At 33.7% G+C, this 17117-nt stretch carries 17 protein-coding genes; 11 read left to right on the forward strand and 6 right to left on the reverse strand.

Annotated elements, in window-relative coordinates:
• The first annotated feature begins 191 nt into the window (after nucleotides 1–191).
• The 8 genes from tsaD to JOD96_RS18595 all read left to right on the forward strand — a co-directional run bounded on the left by tsaD (nucleotide 192) and on the right by JOD96_RS18595 (nucleotide 7478).
• Nucleotides 192–1214: a tRNA (adenosine(37)-N6)-threonylcarbamoyltransferase complex transferase subunit TsaD gene (gene tsaD, locus JOD96_RS18560; protein ID WP_209565720.1), complete on the forward strand. Its 1023-nt coding sequence runs from the start codon at nucleotides 192–194 to the stop codon at nucleotides 1212–1214.
• Nucleotides 1215–1216: 2 nt separating this feature from the next.
• Nucleotides 1217–1921 carry a 16S rRNA (uracil(1498)-N(3))-methyltransferase gene (locus JOD96_RS18565; protein WP_209565721.1) on the forward strand — a complete coding sequence of 235 codons (705 nt, stop codon included), beginning with the start codon at nucleotides 1217–1219 and terminating at the stop codon, nucleotides 1919–1921.
• Nucleotides 1922–2102: 181 nt separating this feature from the next.
• On the forward strand, nucleotides 2103–2741 hold the full coding sequence (locus JOD96_RS18570; RefSeq protein WP_209565722.1) for a DUF4159 domain-containing protein: 639 nt from the start codon (nucleotides 2103–2105) through the stop codon (nucleotides 2739–2741).
• Between the two features lie 9 nt (nucleotides 2742–2750).
• Nucleotides 2751–3251: a TrmH family RNA methyltransferase gene (locus JOD96_RS18575; RefSeq protein ID WP_209565723.1), complete on the forward strand. Its 501-nt coding sequence runs from the start codon at nucleotides 2751–2753 to the stop codon at nucleotides 3249–3251.
• 303 nt (nucleotides 3252–3554) lie between these two features.
• Nucleotides 3555–4514: a zinc metalloprotease gene (locus JOD96_RS18580; protein WP_209565724.1), complete on the forward strand. Its 960-nt coding sequence runs from the start codon at nucleotides 3555–3557 to the stop codon at nucleotides 4512–4514.
• Nucleotides 4515–4633: 119 nt separating this feature from the next.
• Nucleotides 4634–5725 carry an AI-2E family transporter gene (locus JOD96_RS18585; RefSeq protein WP_209565725.1) on the forward strand — a complete coding sequence of 364 codons (1092 nt, stop codon included), beginning with the start codon at nucleotides 4634–4636 and terminating at the stop codon, nucleotides 5723–5725.
• A 2-nt stretch (nucleotides 5726–5727) separates the two neighbouring features.
• Nucleotides 5728–6909 carry a THUMP-like domain-containing protein gene (locus JOD96_RS18590; protein WP_209565726.1) on the forward strand — a complete coding sequence of 394 codons (1182 nt, stop codon included), beginning with the start codon at nucleotides 5728–5730 and terminating at the stop codon, nucleotides 6907–6909.
• A 2-nt stretch (nucleotides 6910–6911) separates the two neighbouring features.
• Nucleotides 6912–7478, forward strand: a complete 567-nt coding sequence (locus JOD96_RS18595; protein WP_209565727.1) for a hypothetical protein — start codon at nucleotides 6912–6914, stop codon at nucleotides 7476–7478.
• Nucleotide 7479: 1 nt separating this feature from the next.
• Here the strand turns inward: JOD96_RS18595 and JOD96_RS18600 are convergent, their stop codons facing one another.
• Together JOD96_RS18600 and JOD96_RS18605 are read right to left on the reverse strand one after the other, a co-directional pair.
• Entirely contained in the window at nucleotides 7480–8133 is a 654-nt protein-coding gene (locus JOD96_RS18600; protein ID WP_209565728.1) for a M15 family metallopeptidase, read from the reverse strand.
• Between the two features lie 108 nt (nucleotides 8134–8241).
• Nucleotides 8242–10521, reverse strand: a complete 2280-nt coding sequence (locus JOD96_RS18605) for a polyprenyl synthetase family protein (RefSeq protein WP_209565729.1) — start codon at nucleotides 10519–10521, stop codon at nucleotides 8242–8244.
• Nucleotides 10522–11140: 619 nt separating this feature from the next.
• Between JOD96_RS18605 and JOD96_RS18610 the strand changes: the two genes are divergently transcribed.
• Nucleotides 11141–11935 carry a hypothetical protein gene (locus JOD96_RS18610; RefSeq protein WP_209565730.1) on the forward strand — a complete coding sequence of 265 codons (795 nt, stop codon included), beginning with the start codon at nucleotides 11141–11143 and terminating at the stop codon, nucleotides 11933–11935.
• A gap of 9 nt (nucleotides 11936–11944) precedes the next feature.
• Here JOD96_RS18610 and JOD96_RS18615 read toward each other — a convergent pair whose 3' ends face one another.
• On the reverse strand, nucleotides 11945–13048 hold the full coding sequence (locus JOD96_RS18615; protein ID WP_209565731.1) for a fatty acid desaturase family protein: 1104 nt from the start codon (nucleotides 13046–13048) through the stop codon (nucleotides 11945–11947).
• Nucleotides 13049–13358: 310 nt separating this feature from the next.
• The gene (locus JOD96_RS18620; protein WP_209565732.1) at nucleotides 13359–13691 is read right to left on the reverse strand and encodes a helix-turn-helix domain-containing protein; all 333 of its coding nucleotides are present in this window, start codon (nucleotides 13689–13691) and stop codon (nucleotides 13359–13361) included.
• A gap of 121 nt (nucleotides 13692–13812) precedes the next feature.
• Between JOD96_RS18620 and JOD96_RS18625 the strand changes: the two genes are divergently transcribed.
• On the forward strand, nucleotides 13813–14082 hold the full coding sequence (locus tag JOD96_RS18625) for a hypothetical protein (RefSeq protein ID WP_209565733.1): 270 nt from the start codon (nucleotides 13813–13815) through the stop codon (nucleotides 14080–14082).
• A gap of 94 nt (nucleotides 14083–14176) precedes the next feature.
• On the opposite strand, the gene JOD96_RS18630 is transcribed toward JOD96_RS18625, so the two are convergent.
• The gene (locus JOD96_RS18630; protein WP_209565734.1) at nucleotides 14177–15160 is read right to left on the reverse strand and encodes an aldo/keto reductase; all 984 of its coding nucleotides are present in this window, start codon (nucleotides 15158–15160) and stop codon (nucleotides 14177–14179) included.
• A 184-nt stretch (nucleotides 15161–15344) separates the two neighbouring features.
• On the opposite strand from JOD96_RS18630, the gene JOD96_RS18635 reads away from it, so the two are divergent.
• Nucleotides 15345–16241 (forward strand): helix-turn-helix domain-containing protein, encoded by an 897-nt coding sequence (locus JOD96_RS18635; RefSeq protein ID WP_209565735.1) that lies wholly within the window; start codon nucleotides 15345–15347, stop codon nucleotides 16239–16241.
• A 6-nt stretch (nucleotides 16242–16247) separates the two neighbouring features.
• On the opposite strand, the gene JOD96_RS18640 is transcribed toward JOD96_RS18635, so the two are convergent.
• Nucleotides 16248–17069: a phospholipase A gene (locus tag JOD96_RS18640; protein WP_209565736.1), complete on the reverse strand. Its 822-nt coding sequence runs from the start codon at nucleotides 17067–17069 to the stop codon at nucleotides 16248–16250.
• Nucleotides 17070–17117 lie beyond the last annotated feature (48 nt).

The following is a 17117-nucleotide window of genomic DNA, read 5'->3' on the forward strand; positions in this document are numbered from 1 at the left end:
AATTAAGGTTCGTGATATTATTTTCTTTACTTTTTTGATAGCTCTTTAATTTTAGTTTTCTTTTAATTTATTTTTGAACAGGCAGAAGACGCCTGTTTTTGATAAAATTTCTCTAATTTTGGCGTTTACTTCAATCAAAGAAAATTTTAGAAATTTGATTTTTCAAATATAATCCAAAATCGTGCCTTTATATGCAAAATTCAGAGGTTTTTATTCTTGCCATCGAAAGTTCATGCGATGATACTGCTGCTGCAGTTTTACATAACGATAAAGTACTCTCAAATGTTGTAGCGAATCAGTTAATTCACAATCAATATGGCGGTGTCGTTCCTGAATTGGCTTCAAGAGCGCATCAGCAAAATATAGTCCCTGTAATCGATGCTGCACTTCGTAAAGCAAATGTACAAAAAGAACAATTAACTGCCATTGCATTTACGCAGGGACCTGGTTTAATGGGGTCACTTTTGGTCGGAAGCTCTTTTAGTAAATCATTATCTCTCGCCCTAAAAATTCCGTTAATTGCTGTGAATCATATGCATGCACATATTTTGGCGCATTTTATAGACGAAGAAGGGTTTGACAAACCTGAATTTCCGTTTTTGGCTTTGACCATTAGTGGAGGACATACACAGATTGTAAAAGTAAATGGCTTTTTTGACATGGAAATTATCGGCGAAACTACTGATGACGCGGTTGGTGAGGCTTTTGACAAAAGCGCCAAAATCCTTGGACTTCCCTATCCGGGCGGGCCATTGATTGATAAATATGCCAAAGAAGGAAACCCAAAGGCTTTTGCCTTTACAAAACCAAAAGTTCCCGGATTAGATTTTAGTTTTTCCGGACTAAAAACTGCCATTTTATATTTCATTCAAAAGAAAAAACAGGAAAATCCAAATTTTATTGAAGAAAACCTGAATGATATTTGTGCTTCTATCCAGTACACAATTATTGAAATTTTGATGGATAAACTGAAACTTGCCGTAAAAGAAACCGGAATAAAACAAATCGCTATTGGCGGAGGTGTTTCTGCAAATTCTGGCATCAGAACACGATTGAAAGAAAGTGAAGGCAAATACGGCTGGAAAACTTTTGTTCCAAAATTTGAATACACTACAGACAATGCAGCGATGATTGGAATTGTAGGATATCAGAAATATTTATCAAAACATTTTGAAACTGCTGCTGTGGTTTCTAAAGCAAGAATTCAATTTTAATTATGCAATTATTTTACAATCCTGATATAAATGAAATGACAGAAAGTTTTTCTTTTGATAAAGAAGAAAGCCGTCATATCATAAAAGTTTTAAGAAAAAAAGATTCCGATATTCTGCACGTTACAAACGGGTTAGGTTTATTATTTGAAACTGAAATAACGTTGGCTTCAGATAATAAATGTACTGTTAAGGTTCTTAATGTTACCAAAGCCGCTGCACCAAAATTTCATTTGCACCTGGCTGTTGCACCGACAAAAATGAATGACCGGTATGAATGGTTTCTGGAGAAGGCTACCGAAATTGGAATTCAGGAAATCACACCCGTTTTTTGTGATCGTTCTGAAAGAAAAGCCATTAATCCTGAGCGATTTGAAAAAATCATTCTCTCTGCGATGAAGCAATCTAATGAAACTTTTTTGCCAAAATTAAATCCGGCTGTTTCTTTTAAAGAATTCATAAAACAAAAAAAGGAAGGATTGAATCTGATCGCGCATTGCGAGGAGACCGATAAAAAATCATTGAAAGAAATCCTGAAACCAAATGAAAATGTTACTATTTTAATTGGTCCCGAAGGAGATTTTTCTGAAAAAGAAATTACCTTGGCGCTAGAAAATAATTTTAAACCTGTAATGTTAGGAAATACTCGCTTAAGAACTGAAACTGCAGCAATTGTAGCCTGTCATAGTGTTGTTTTCTTTAACGAATAAATTGATTTTAATTTGTCATTTCAAGAGCTTAAATTAACTCAATATTGTCATTTCGACGAAGGAGAATCTCCATGAGAAGCTCCGCAACGAAAAACCAAACTTTGTAGAGTTACTTACGGAGATTTCTCCTCCGTCGAAATGACATAAAGCCTTATAATAAAAGGAAAATTACAAGATAATTATGAAAAAAATATTTTACTTATTATTACTTTTTTCAGTTTCTTCGTTCTCACAAGAAATCGCTTTGCTTAAGTACAACGGTGGTGGCGACTGGTATGCCAATCCAACATCGTTGCCAAACCTAATCAGATTTTGTAATGCGAACATTAATACGCGCATAAAAGAAAAACCTGCAACGGTTGAGCCCGGAAGTCCTGATTTGCTTTCTTATCCTTTTGTTCACATGACGGGACATGGAAATGTTGTTTTTAGTGACAATGATGTAGAAAATCTACGCAATTATATGTATGGCGGTGGTTTCCTGCATATTGATGATAATTACGGAATGGATCAATACATTCGAAAAGAAATCAAGAAAATGTTTCCAAATAATAATCTGACAGAGATTCCTGCAAATCATCCTATTTTTCAAAAGCCGTTTCCTTTCCCGAACGGACTGCCAAAAATTCATGAGCACGATGGTACACGCGCACAGGCTTTTGGAATTTTTGTTGAAGGCAAATTAGTTTTATTATATACTTATGAAAGCGATTTGGGCGATGGCTGGGAAGATGAAGAAGTTCATAATGACACTGCAAATGCAAGAGACAAAGCTTTGAAAATGGGCGCTAATATTATCAATTATATTTTTACCAATTAATATTTACAAGTGCAGTTATCCCACGCAGAGAATCAATTTGAAAGAAAAACGTTTCCAATAACGCTGGTTTGTGACCATATTTATTTTCAGCAAAATATTGGTTCGCTTTTCAGGATTAGTGAAGCTTTTGGCGTCGAAAATATTATCTTTTTGGGGAAAGATATTCCGCTTACGCCCAGAAAGATAAATAAAACTTCAAGAAGTACGCATTTGCATGTTGCACACGAGGTTATAGAAGAAACAGCTGTTCTTACTGATTATCTGATTAAAAATAACTTCGAAACAATTGCTCTGGAGATTGCCAGTACCAGCAAACCTCTTAAAGAAGTTACAATTCCCGAAAACAAAAAAATTGCCCTTTTGATAGGCAGCGAAATAGACGGAATTTCAGAAGAGCTTTTAAAAATTTCTAACCAGATTGTTCATATCAATATGTTTGGCAATAACAGCAGTATGAATGTAGTACAAGCAGCAAGTATTGCGTTGTATGAAATCACTTCCTTGCTATAATACATTAAAAAATAAATTAACTTTTGTAAATGCAAATTCTTAACGGAATTTGCATTTTTTTTGTCTTAAAAGCACTTTACAAACAACAAAAAATCAATAACATAAGGTTATTAAAAATTTAATTATAAGATTTTTCGTCATAAAAAAAATAGCAGTTTTTTTGTAAGAACTAGACCGTGTAAGGGTTTGCAAAATTTCTCACAAATAATTTATTGTAAAAATTTTGACACAACACAATTTTGTTATAAAATTGCGTTATTGTTTAACTAATCAACAATATTGTAACAAAAAACCCCTATTATTATGAAAAAAGTTTTTTTATCTGCAATTACAGCCTTATTGCTGTTTTCTTGTCAAAATGACCAATCTGAATCTGCTGGTTCAGAAACAAGCGCACTATCACGTCGTGCATGTGCAACTCAGGACGTATTAGAAGCACAATTGAAAGCCGACCCTACTTTGGCAATCAGAATGAATCAAATTGAAGCTTTTACTAATGAGCAAATTATTAAAGGTTTTTCAGGCCGTTTAGTTAATGGTAAAATCGAAATTCCAGTTGTTGTAAATGTTTTATACAGAACTACAGCAGAAAATATTTCTAATACACAAATTCAATCTCAGATTGATGTATTAAACAAAGACTTTAATGCATTAAATTCAGACTTCAATAGTGTACCTACTTTATTTTCAGGTGTAAAAGCTAATGTAGGAATCACATTTGTATTAGATCAGGTAATTAGAAAATCTACAACAAAATCTTCATGGGGAACAAGAGATGCCATGAAAAAACCAAATCAGGGTGGTATTGCACCAACTTCTCCAACAACAAAACTTAACTTATGGTCTTGTACAATTGGTGGCGGAATCCTTGGTTATGCACAATTTCCTGGAGGATCCAGTGCTACAGATGGTGTTGTAATTGATCCTAAATATTTTGGTGTTTCTGGTTCTGCAAATGCGCCATATAACTTAGGAAGAACTGGTACTCACGAAGTTGGACACTGGATGAACTTACGTCACATTTGGGGAGATGCAACATGCGGAAGTGATTTAGTATCTGATACTCCTACTCACAACACTGCAAATTATGGTGTACCGGCTTACCCTCACTACAGTACTTGTTCTGGAACTCCTGTAGAAATGACTATGAACTACATGGATTATACTGATGATGCTGGTATGTACATGTTCTCAAATGGTCAAAAAAGCAGAATGGCTGCGATCTTTGTTTCAGGAGGTCCAAGAGCTGCTTTTGGAATCTAATCCAAAAAAAAACAAATATATTTTTAAGGCGGGATGTATTCATCCCGCTTTTTTTATTAAGTCAATAAATTCAAAAAGGTTTTGCTATATTTACTTTAGAAATTTATTCAAAATCTAACATGATAACATCAAAAATTATATCAAACGGAATCTTAAGGGCACTGGCGACCATATTAATTGTAGCTGCTGTTTTATACTTTTTATACCAAATACAAACCGTAATTGTATATTTATGCATTTCGCTGATATTATGCCTTATCGCAAACCCTTTGGTATTGTTTTTAAAAAACAAATTAAAGTTTGGCAACTCCTTAGCAGCTGCAACAACAATCTTCTTTTTTATATTAATAATTACCGGTTTTATTTTCCTCTTTGTTCCGCTGATAATTTCACAAGCAAATAATTTATCCTTATTGGACACTCATAAATTACAGGAACAGTTTATCGCTACAGAACAAAGTATTGAATCTTATTTTAATGTTCAGCATGTTGATTTGAATAAAATGCTGAAAGACTCCAAAATAACGTCAATGTTAGACTTTAGTTATTTTACAAGGTTTATCAATTCCATTTTAGGTTTTGTAGCCGATATGGGAATGGGATTGGTTTCTGTATTCTTTATTACTTTCTTTTTTATAAAAGATCAGGATTTGTTTAAATCGCAGGCAAAAGAAATTCTTCCTGATTCTAATGAAGATAAAATTATAAATTCAATTACAAAAATAAACCACTTACTGACACGCTATTTTATTGGTTTATTGCTTCAGTTGACTGTTGTTTTTATTCTTTACTTAATTGTTTTAGTAATTTTTGGTAATAAAAATGCGCTTGTAATAGCATTTCTTTGTGCCATATTAAATGTCATTCCTTATATCGGCCCAATTATAGGAACCGTTTTAGCCGGAATTTTAACTATGATTAGCATGATTGGAAGCGATTTTCAAACCGAAATCCTGCCAAAAACCATTTATGTCATAATCGGGTTTTTGATTGTTCAGGCAATTGATAATAATATTAGTCAGCCAATAATTTCATCAAAAAGTGTAAATTCGCACCCGCTGGAAATATTCCTGATTATTTTAATCAGCGGAATCACTTTTGGGATTGTGGGAATGGTAATCGCTGTACCGGTTTTTACAATGTTAAAAGTAATCCTTAAGGAGTTTTTTCCTCAAAACAAAATTGTCTCCGTATTAACCGAAAGAATTTAGCATTGAACACTTCTATTCTGCACCAAAACATTCAGGACTTTATTAGTCAGAATATTGGGACGCCGATTTCAAAATTAGCCCTTCAGAAAAATCCGTTTCCCGAGGTTGACTGGATTTTAATTTTAAATCAGATAGAAGCCAAATCAAAAGCAAAAGAAAAATTGCCAACCTGGTTTGCGACAGAAAACATTATTTATCCGGGCAAAATCTCTGTAGAACAAACTTCTTCAGAAAAAACGGCTGCTTACAAAGCTTCTTTAGTATCAGGAAAAACATTAATTGATCTTACAGGAGGCTTTGGCGTTGACGATTATTATTTCTCAAAGAAATTTGAAATCGTTGCACACTGCGAAATAAACCCGGATTTATCGGCCATTGTAAAACATAATTTTAAACAACTGGGAGTAGAAAACTGCACTTTTTATGCTGAGGATTCAACAAATGTCTTAAACAAATTAAATCAAAAATGGGATTGGATTTATATAGATCCATCCCGAAGAAATGATGCAAAAGGCAAAGTTTTTATGCTAAAAGACTGTTTGCCAAATGTACCTGAATTACTGGATTTTTACTTTGAAAAATCGGATTCTCTTTTGATTAAAACAGCACCTCTGTTAGATATTTCTGCAGGCTTATCTGAACTGAAATTTGTAAAAAACATTCATATTATTGCGCTCGAAAATGAAGTTAAGGAACTGCTTTTTGAAATTCACAATCATTATTCTGGCGGCATAACCATAAAAACAGCTAATCTCTTAAAAGACAAAACCGAAACATTTGATTTTGTTTTGGATAACAGTGCTGATTCTGCCCTTTATCATCTACCGCAAAAATATCTGTACGAACCCAATTCTGCCATTATGAAATCGGGAGGTTTTGATCAGGTCGGTTCATTTTTCAACATCAATAAACTTCATAAACACTCGCATTTATACACATCAGAAACGTTAATTGATTTTCCGGGGCGGCGTTTTGAGGTAGAAAAAGTGATTTCATACAACAAAACCGATATGAAAACAGAGCTGTTAAACCAGCAGGCAAATGTAACAACGAGAAATTTTCCGGAAACGGTAGAGAACATTCGAAAAAAATGGAAAATAAAAAATGGTGGAAATTTGTATTGTTTTTTTACAACTGATAAAAATGAAAACAAAATAGTTTTAATTTGCAGAAAAATAACCTAAAAATGAAACAACTAATTACCCTGACTTTTTTCTTGTTAACCCTTACTGCATTTGCTCAAAAACCATGCGAATACAGTGCAAACGTAAATGACTCAATTGGTACATATAAGGTAACAAACGAATACCTGATGAGCGAAAAATATTTTGGAGGAAGCTTCAATTATGTTTTCTTTTCATTGGCACAGACAGACGGATTGCCAACTCTTAATCTCCAGCTTATCCAAAAAAGCAAAGACTTTATAAAAGCGAATTGTTTTGACAAAAACTCAAAAGTTTTCCTGCAATTGGAAAATGGTAAAATAGTAACGCTTATTCATATCAATCAGGAAAACTGCGGAACACTTATTCGTGACGACAAAGGTTTTGACAATCGCGTGAATACCGGGATTTTTATGTTTATGAAAGATAATTTTGAGGAACTCAAAAAATCTCCCATTTCAATTATGCGTATAAAATATTTAACTGATATCGAAGATTATATTGTAAAAAGAGAACTGACATCTGAGCTAAACGGCAAAGTCACACATCCCAATACGTATTTCATAGAAAACATCAGATGCGTAGAATAAATTAGTCACACTTCCATTTTTCGTTAGAAACATTTTCTTTCAGACCAGTTTTTAAATTATAATGCCACCATTCTGAATCAAAAGAATTAAAGCCATTTTTGACCATTATTTTTTTGAGGAATTTTCGATTCGAAAGTATTTCTTTAGAAAATTTAGTGTACTTATGACTGGCCTGAATTCCGAAGAAATCAAAAGAAGTTCCCATATCAATTTCTTTTCCATTGGCATCTACAATAGAAATATCAACGGCTCCTCCTCTATTATGGATGGAGCCTTTTTTTGGGTCTGCCACATATTTTGGGTCCGACACAATCTCCCACATTTTTTTCTGAATCGACAAGGGCCTGTAGCAATCATACAACTTGATTTTATAGCCACGTTTTATAAAATCATTATTGGCCGAAATAAGCGCTTTAACGGTTTTTAAACGCAGAAAACACTCGGCGCAGTCATAAACTCTAGCTTTTAGAAAATTATCTTCTGTTGCATACTTCATATCATAAACAAAATCTTTGCTGTAATCCCTGAGGTTTACAAAAGCCGTATCTGCAATTTCGTGTTTTACCGGACTTGAATACATTTCGTTTTGGGCATTTATAGAAAACGTAGAAAAAATAAATCCTAATAAAAATAATATATTGCTGTATTGTGGCATGAAAATGTTGTTTTGATTTAAAGCTTTTCTCAAAAGTAAGTAATTTATTTACAATTTATTTTAGAAAATGCAATTTCCTGCCACTTACTGCCTGAGGCTTATATACCATTATCCTTTCTGTAATACAAACCAGCCAAAGGCACGCAGCCTTACTTTAAAAAATGAGTCTGGGAATACCTCATCGACGTGCTTCCAGGCTGCCTCCAGAAGATTCTCTGCTTCTAACCTGCATGCTTCTATTGCCCCGCAATTTTGCAATAAAATAATCACCGATTCTATTGTAGTTTTATCAGTAGGCATAGCCTGAATCGTTTTCCATACATATTCTCGCTTATCTAAAGGTAATAAGCTCATTGCTTTTGCCACAGGCATTGTTATTTTTCCTGCTGTTATATCTTCTCCTTTATCTTTAAGATTACCATCAAAACCCTGCAAATTCAGTACATCATCCATAATTTGGTAAGCAACACCAATGGCCTCAAAAAAATTACACAATGCCTCTATTTCTTCATGTTTTCCGTTCCCTATCAAACCTCCCATTTTGACTAATGTACAGGCGGGAGCTGCGGTTTTTAAACGGTGTATGGTATAAATTCTTTTTTCCAGCGATGAGCTGGATCCGGTACTTACCGCATCTGGCATGAGGGAATGAAGTCCGCTTATATCCATTGCCTGACCTGCATGTGCAGCACGCATCATTTCAAAAAACAACTCATATACTTTAAGCCTTATGTTTTTGGGAAGCTGCGGTGTGTGTGTAAACAATTCACCAACAAAATAACAAACATTACCAGCATTGATTGCCAGCGGCTCGCCATAAAGATGGTGCAGCGCTATACCTCCTCTTCTTGTATCAGATTTATCCTGGACATCATCTACTATTAATGATCCGGTATGTATTAACTCAGGCATTGCCAACCAATCTATAAATGGCTGGGAGTTTCCTCCGACAATATCTATACTGGCAAGAAATACATAAGACCTCCATGCTTTTTTATTGCGGTCAACGACTTCTCTAATGGGTTTGATAACTGACGAAACGTATTGTTCCTTATCTTCAGCAGTAAAAAAACGTATACCCAAAGGGCTATTAACCAATCTATGAAATTGATCGTCAGTTGGGTTTACAGGCAGCAAGGATTCCGTTGCTCTTTGGGTGGCCTTGCCAATGGCCTTTAAGAAGCTTTCAATGCTTTCTTTTGTATCAAATCCGTTTATTTCAACATAACCAGCACCAGAGACTTCTTTTCCCATAAAACTTCCGAAGGCATTTACTCGTCCTTCCCAAAATGCAGGTGCAGAGAGAATAGTAACAAACTCCTGTTCTTCAAAATCGGCTGTAATAGAAAGAAAAATGTTTTGTGTGGGTATTTCTAATCTCCACGAAACCGGATATGACATAAAGGTACGGGAGCTTGTCCAGTGGTATTCAGGAAAAAAAGAGTAATTTTCTTCGTTAATTATTTTACCATCAGCATCAATTATAATCATGGTACCACCGGCATGTTTGCCATTATCAGTATTATCAAAAAGATCATATCCTGATATCTGGCAGCCATTATCTAATTGCAAGGATATCCAGTTCCAGGCCATATCACCCTTAAACTCAAATGTTGTGGTTTCATCAGCCGGTCTGCTAAATTGATGATCGTACCAGCCGTTTCCTTCTGCCTTATATGTTGTACTACCTATTTGGATCTCACCGCTTACGGCACAATTTGGAATGAAGTAATAAAACATATCCCCTCTGCCTACTTTTCCAACTAATCCATTATTGCCATGTCTTACCGGCTCTGTTAATGGAACAAAAGTAAGTCTGCACGCCACTTCACTAACTGGATTTTGAAGTTGTAACTGATAGTTCCCTGACGCATCTTTTTTAAAAGAGTTTTCGTCATATTCAAGCGAGAAATTATTATTACCAATTTTTGCATGATTTTTAAGAAGCCTGTCCGGCAGTGGTATATTTCCTTTTTCGTACACTTCTTTTATTGCACGTCGGATTGATTTACTTCCTTGATTGCTTTCCTCGTTTTTCTTCATAATTTTTAATGCATGAACTGGAGTATCTGGATCAACAAGAGAATCCATATAATATTTTTTTCCATCCACGTCTGATAAGGACCAAATTACTGAATGTGCGTATGTACAATTTTCTGAATCTTTGTCTTTTCCTGTTGCCAATCTAAAAAACGAAGCAAATAGGGAAAACTTTTTGCCATCTGTCGAAGTAACATGGCAGTTTTGGTACCACCACTCAAGTACAGATTCGTGGTGCGGAAGATCGTGAACAGCCAAATCAATTGGTCCCTCAGTTGGCCATGTCAATGGATAATGATTTAAAGTAACGTTTAAATTTGGTTCTTCTGTGTTGCTTTCTTTCTTCATACTAAAATATTTATTAGAGAATAATATTATTTTTTTGCCTTTGAAATAATATTTTTTTTTAATCTAACAAAGCATGCAAATACAATAAAAAAAATATAATAAATATTTGATTATTAATATTTTAAAACATTACCTACAGGCCATTATTTTTTTGTAAAAATAAACACATACTATATTTGTACATTTTTTTTGTAAACAAAGTAGGTTGCAAATTATAATATGAAACCAAATGCTATAAACATATTTCCAGAAATAAAGAATCTACTTTTATTAAGTGGATTTCATAAAAACTTCAAAAACATCCTATACTTCTCCAGTCAGCATAATATTCTCCTTTGCAACCCTAGTTTTTAGCATTTTAAAATGAGAACGAAAGATATTATGCAGCAAGAACATTCATTTTCAAAACACCTTATGTCCCGCTATTCGCTGTATCTCTTGTGGTGGTCCCGAAGCCTCGGGATCACCACAAGAGGATGCCGCTTCTATCAGGGCTGGGTTTGAGATTTCGTTTTTTTTAAGAATTTTGAACCCATATAAATTCCTGAGGATAAATTCTGTTATATTTACTTCTTGTAAAACCTTTATAATTAAAAACAACTCAATTTAAAGAACACAAATGAATAATAAAACATTAGTTAAAATCAGTAACATCATTGGTATAGCTTCTATACTACTATTAGTATATTGGGTTTTTATATTTATTTCAATTACGGTGTTTGGCTTAAAGGTTTTTCGTGAAAATTTAACTGAAAGTTTTTACTTAAGCATTGTTGGAATTTTGGCTTTGATGTTTGGGGCATTGATTATTAATATAATGTTTAACCTGACCAGAATTGCCGAAAACCACAATCAAAACAACAATCAGGAATCAAAACAAGCAAGTAAAAAACTGGGGGTATTATTCATTTTAAGTTTCCCTGTAATATTTGTTCTTTTATTTGGAGGTGATTATCTAAGTTCACAAAAAAAGGAAAAAATGCTCATTAATTCTGCAAAATCAATTATCGATGAGAATACAGAAAAATCAAATCAGATTGTAGCATATTCATTCGATAAAAAATGGGTGAAAAATACCGCCGATATTCTGAAAATTTATTCAAAAACAGACATTAATTTTCCTGATGTAAGCGTTATTGTTGCTGACACATTAGATAATTCAAAAGTTTTTCTAGGTTTTAATACCTTTTTTCATGAAAATGACACAATTGCTTTAGACAAAAAGGATTACATAGAAGAGCTGTCAAAAGAAGAAAGAGATTATTTATCAAAGATCTTTTATAAAAACTCAGATGAAATACGCTTTAATGCCAATGATGGAAAATATCAGTTATTTTATCCTTATTCAAAAAATGGAAAAAAAATAGTTTTGTATTTTACCGACTATCAGCGCTATGGAAAAATAGGCAGCTAAGCTAAACATTCAGATTTCTCCAGTCATCATAATATTCTCCTTTGTACCCTTGTTTTTGAGCATTCTAAAATGAGAGCGAACTGCATGATAAAAAGGATAAGAAGTATAAGGAAGATTGTATTCGGCAGCATAACGCCTGATTATTGGTGTTATATGCGGATAATAAGTATGACCCACATTCGGAAAAAGATGATGTGCTACATGATGCGTAAACCCTCCATATAAAAAATTAGCAAGTTTACTTTCTGTACTAAAATCTTTGGTGACCACCATTTGATGCATAGCCCAGGTATCCGAAAGATTTCCGTTTTCGTCTGTATCAGGAAAATGCGCATCTTCATCTACATGCGTAGATACAAGCGCGACTACCCCGACTATACTTCCAGACATGTGCATGGCCAACCAGGCACCCAAAACGAGATACCAGGGCTGATTTAAGAAAAACATCGGAATAAAAAGGAGGTAAACCAGATTAATAATTTTTGCAGCAAACAGTCTGTAAATTTCTTCACGAGGAATTTTGTCTACTATTTTTTTGACGTAATTATTCTTTTTTCCAAAAAAATCTTTGAAGTCTCTGATATAAATCCAGTTCAGACTGTAAAATGGATAAATCAGCCACATATAAATGTGCTGATATTTATGATAATTATACAACGGACTGTTTGGAAAAATCCTGATAATATCGCTTTGCTTGATGTCAATATCCCAATCCTGAACATTTGTAAAGGCGTGGTGTAGGCCAATATGGCGACGCATCCAAAGCCAGTGGTTGCTGCCAAATAATTCTAAAACATAGAGAAAGCATTCGTTATTTCCTGACTTTTTGAATAGTGCTCCGTGCGCAGCATCATGAAAAGCATTGATAAACAAGACAATCATGGTTATTCCCGAAAGTATATAAAAAACGAACAGTAATGAAGTATGATTTCCGAAAACTAAAATACAGGCATAAAACAAAAAGAAAACTATCAAAAGTCCCAGAGACTTTATAATATTTGTCATGTACAAAGATGAGTTCTTTAAGACCGTTTCATTTACTTCTAAACGCATCTTTTTAAAAAAATCATCAGTTCCGGCTTTTAAAAAAACCGGTCGTTTTAATTTTTCCATATGGCTTTGGTTAGAAATTCTGTACCAAATTTACTAAAAAAACACAAACAACTAACAGTCATTGATTTACAACCCTAAATTTAATCAAAATAAACACAGCAATGTTTTTTGGATGATAGCATTGGCAAATTAAAATGCAAATAGGCGGGAAATAAAAATAATAAAGAAACCGGGAGATAAAAATAATTGCCAATTAGATATTAATTGATTGGTATATTTATAACAGTAATCGTAGTGTAAGAAATTAATATACAGATTTTGACTTGACCTCAACTGGATTTATACATTCTATAAGAAGAACCACATTCTTTTATTTATCTAATCCTTTTTGAATTAGCTTTTCTTTTATTCTGTTTAATTTGGTTTCTATTTCTCCTATGTCAGTAAGAATAGTTGTTCTCTCGTATGCTTCTGTAGGTTCATTGAGTATGTCTAAATCATTTCCTTTATTTTCAGTAAAAATATACTGCAAATCTATATCAGGAAATTTTTCTACCAGCAAAGTTATAAATACAGCATCGACCTTATTAATCCCTTTAAAGTATCGGCCAATCATGGTTTCGCTATAGCCCATTATTTCGGCCACTTCTCGCTGCTTAAGCCCTTTTTCCTTAAAAAACTCTCTTATCTTTTCGTAATACATTATTTGTAATTATTATAAATTATATATCAGGTAGATTTTTTTAACAAGAAATACACCTATTGTATAATATTTTTCCTACATTTGTTTCAGTTAACAAGAATAGGCAATAAATATTAATTATATGGCAAAATTAGTAAAAAATAACAAGAAAGAAGATACTTTATCTCATAATGAGAAGGCATACAAATATTTAGACGAACATTTACCATACACCTATGTTGACCTTACAGTAGACTGGTTAATAAAGAGAGGACACAAATCACCAAATAAGGCCTTAATAAGAAATGTAAGAAACAAGACTATTTTAAGAAATGATATTCTTCTGGCTCTGGTCGAGGTTGCTACAGAAAACAAAAACTCTATTGAAAGGATAAATTCAATAGTGAGTTAATAATTATAGCAATAAAAAACCACTCCTATTGAGTGGCTTTTTATTACTAATAATTTACAAAATCAAATGATTTCTATTTGGCATTGCTTGACTATTATTTCCCTACCGTTTTTTGTAAATACTGTGGATATCTTTCACCAACAATTTCTATGGCAGACAAAGCAATTTCTATTTTAGCCAGATCTTCTGTGGTCAGATGTACATTTACTGCTCCGATGTTTTCCTGTAAACGATGTATTTTGGTTGTTCCCGGTATTGGGGCAATCCACGGTTTTTGGGCCAAAAGCCAGGCTAATGCAATCTGGGCCGGAGTACAGCTTTTTTCTGCTGCTATGCTTTTTAATAAATCAACAAGGGCCAGATTTGCTTTTCTGTTTTCATCTGAAAATTTTGGAAGTGAATTTCTAAAATCGTTAGCATCAAATTTTGTATCCATATTAATTGCTCCTGTCAGAAAGCCTCTTCCAAGCGGGCTAAAAGGAACAAAGCCGATTTCTAATTCTTCCAGTAATGGCAGAATTTCTTTTTCTGGTTCGCGAAAAAACATAGAATATTCGCTTTGCAAAGCGGCTACAGGTTGTATTGCATGAGCTTTTCGAATACTGTCTACTCCTGCCTCCGAAAGCCCCCAATGTTTTATTTTACCTTCTTTCATCAAATCCTGAATAGTTCCTGCAACATCTTCCATAGGTACATTTGGATCTACCCTGTGCTGATAAAATAAATCTATATAATCTGTATTAAGATATTTTAATGAATTCTCAGCAACCTGACGAATTCTTTCAGGACGGCTGTCTACACCTTTTGTAGCATCGCCATCCAGAAAGCCAAATTTGGTAGCTATTATAATTTTGTCCCTAAACGGTGCAACTGCTTTACCTAATAAAGTTTCGTTTCCGCCCTGCGTATATGCTTCTGCGGTATCAAAAAAGGTGATGCCGGATTCGTAGGCATTTCTAATTAAATCTATTGCATCTTTTTCATCTGCCGCTGGTCCGTAAGCAAATGTTAAACCCATGCAGCCTAAACCTAATTCAGAAACTTCTAAACCTTGTTTTCCTAATGTTCTTGATTTCATCTTTTATTATTTAATTTTAAATTTTAGTACTATTGTATCAAATTGACAATACAAATTTCAACATACAGGCAACAATAAACAGTATATAGATTACGGTATTTTATACCATTATTACTGATTAACCTTTACACTCTAAAGTCCTGAATAAAAAAGCTTTAATTTTGTTTATATAAATATATAACATATGGATCCTATTATAAATTTCAGCAGTATTAATGACTATAATTCTTTCAATAATAACGAAACACTTCATCCATTGGTAAGCATTGTAGATCTTTCTAAAGCTTCTCCACGTAAGAATTATAAAATGAATTTTGGAATCTATTGTGTTATTCTCAAAGATATAAAATGCGGGGATCTTAAGTATGGAAATAATTATTACGATTATCAGGAGGGAACTTTGGTGTTTTTTGCCCCTGGACAAGCTGTAGAAGTGAGCAATAATACGGAGTACTATCAGCCGTTTGGGAAAGCTTTGATTTTTCATCCAGATTTGCTTCACGGGACCACATTAGGAAAACATATGGAACAATATAACTTCTTCACTTACAATACCAATGAAGCGCTCCATTTGTCTGAAAAAGAAAGAAAGATTATTCTGGACTGTTTTTTAAAAATAGAATACGAGCTGGAGCAATCTATTGATAAACACAGCAAAACCCTTATTACCTCTAATATTGAATTGTTTTTAAACTATTGCAACCGTTTTTACGACAGGCAATTTATTACACGCGAAACGGTCCATAAAGGTGTTCTGGATAAATTCGAAAATCTGATAAATACTTATATCAATTCAGAAAAACCACGAAATGAAGGCTTGCCATCCGTAAGCTGGTGTGCAGAACAATTAAATTTGTCTGCCAATTATTTTGGAGATTTAATTAAAAAAGATACTGGTTTTACGGCTCAGGAATTCATTCAGTCTAAAGTAATTGATCTCGCCAAAGAAAAGATTTTTGATGCAAATAAATCGATTAGTGAAATTGCTTATGAACTGGGTTTTAAATATCCTCAGCATTTTACCCGTTTATTCAAACAAAAAGTGGGCATGTCTCCTTTGGATTATAGAAATTTGAATTAAATAAATTTAAAAAATTCCCATATTGTCAGGCTTGAGGACAAACCCTATTCGCAGCATACTTTTGTGCTCCTGATAATCAATTAAACTTTCGGTGTAACCGATAAACCATTGCAGCGTAAAATAATAATTTTGGTTCTTATAAGGCCTATAGTTTACTTGTGTCTGTAGAGATCCATAATTAATGAGTCCGCTCCCTTTTCTGAAAAGTATGTCTGCACTCCATCTTTCGGGCGTTATTTTATAGGTAGCGCTTGCTTCTCCGTAACCCACATATTTGGTCAGTTCGGGATTATCATCTTTATCTACAAGCGGAATCCATCCTCTTAATCCGACAGTCCAGCGTGGAGAAATTTGTGATTTTAAAGAAAAAGCCAGCATGTTCCAGGTTCTCGAATAGATAGAATCTCTTCCGTTTGATTCGTGTTCAATAGAAATTGTTCCATAAGTAAGTCTTCCGCCTTTTAGATAAAAGGGACGGACAATCGCAAAACCGGGATTAAAGTTAATTTCTGCAAAGGGTTTAGAGTTCGCATAAATATCCCAAAAAGCTTTTTGGGTATACATCAGGTAAGGAAAAAATCCTCCCAACATTGGTTTGGAACTTAATCGCTGTTTAAAACTTACCTGGTATTTTACATCTGCAGTAGTGCGGGTAATGTCTTCGTCTAAAGGTACGCCAGTCAAAAAATAGTTATCTCTGTGGATCGAAAAACTGGCTTCTTTTAACAATGAATCTGCGGCGCGGAAATTCTTTTTTTCTTCTAAAAGTTGTGAATTTGCTTGTATGGAAAATAAAACGCAGCAAATTAGTATATATTTTATGTACATTACAATAGTTTAAAATGGAGTGTATTCAAGCTTTTTACACTAATTTAC

Source organism: Flavobacterium sp. 1355 (assembly GCF_017833415.1).
GTDB lineage: Bacteria > Bacteroidota > Bacteroidia > Flavobacteriales > Flavobacteriaceae > Flavobacterium.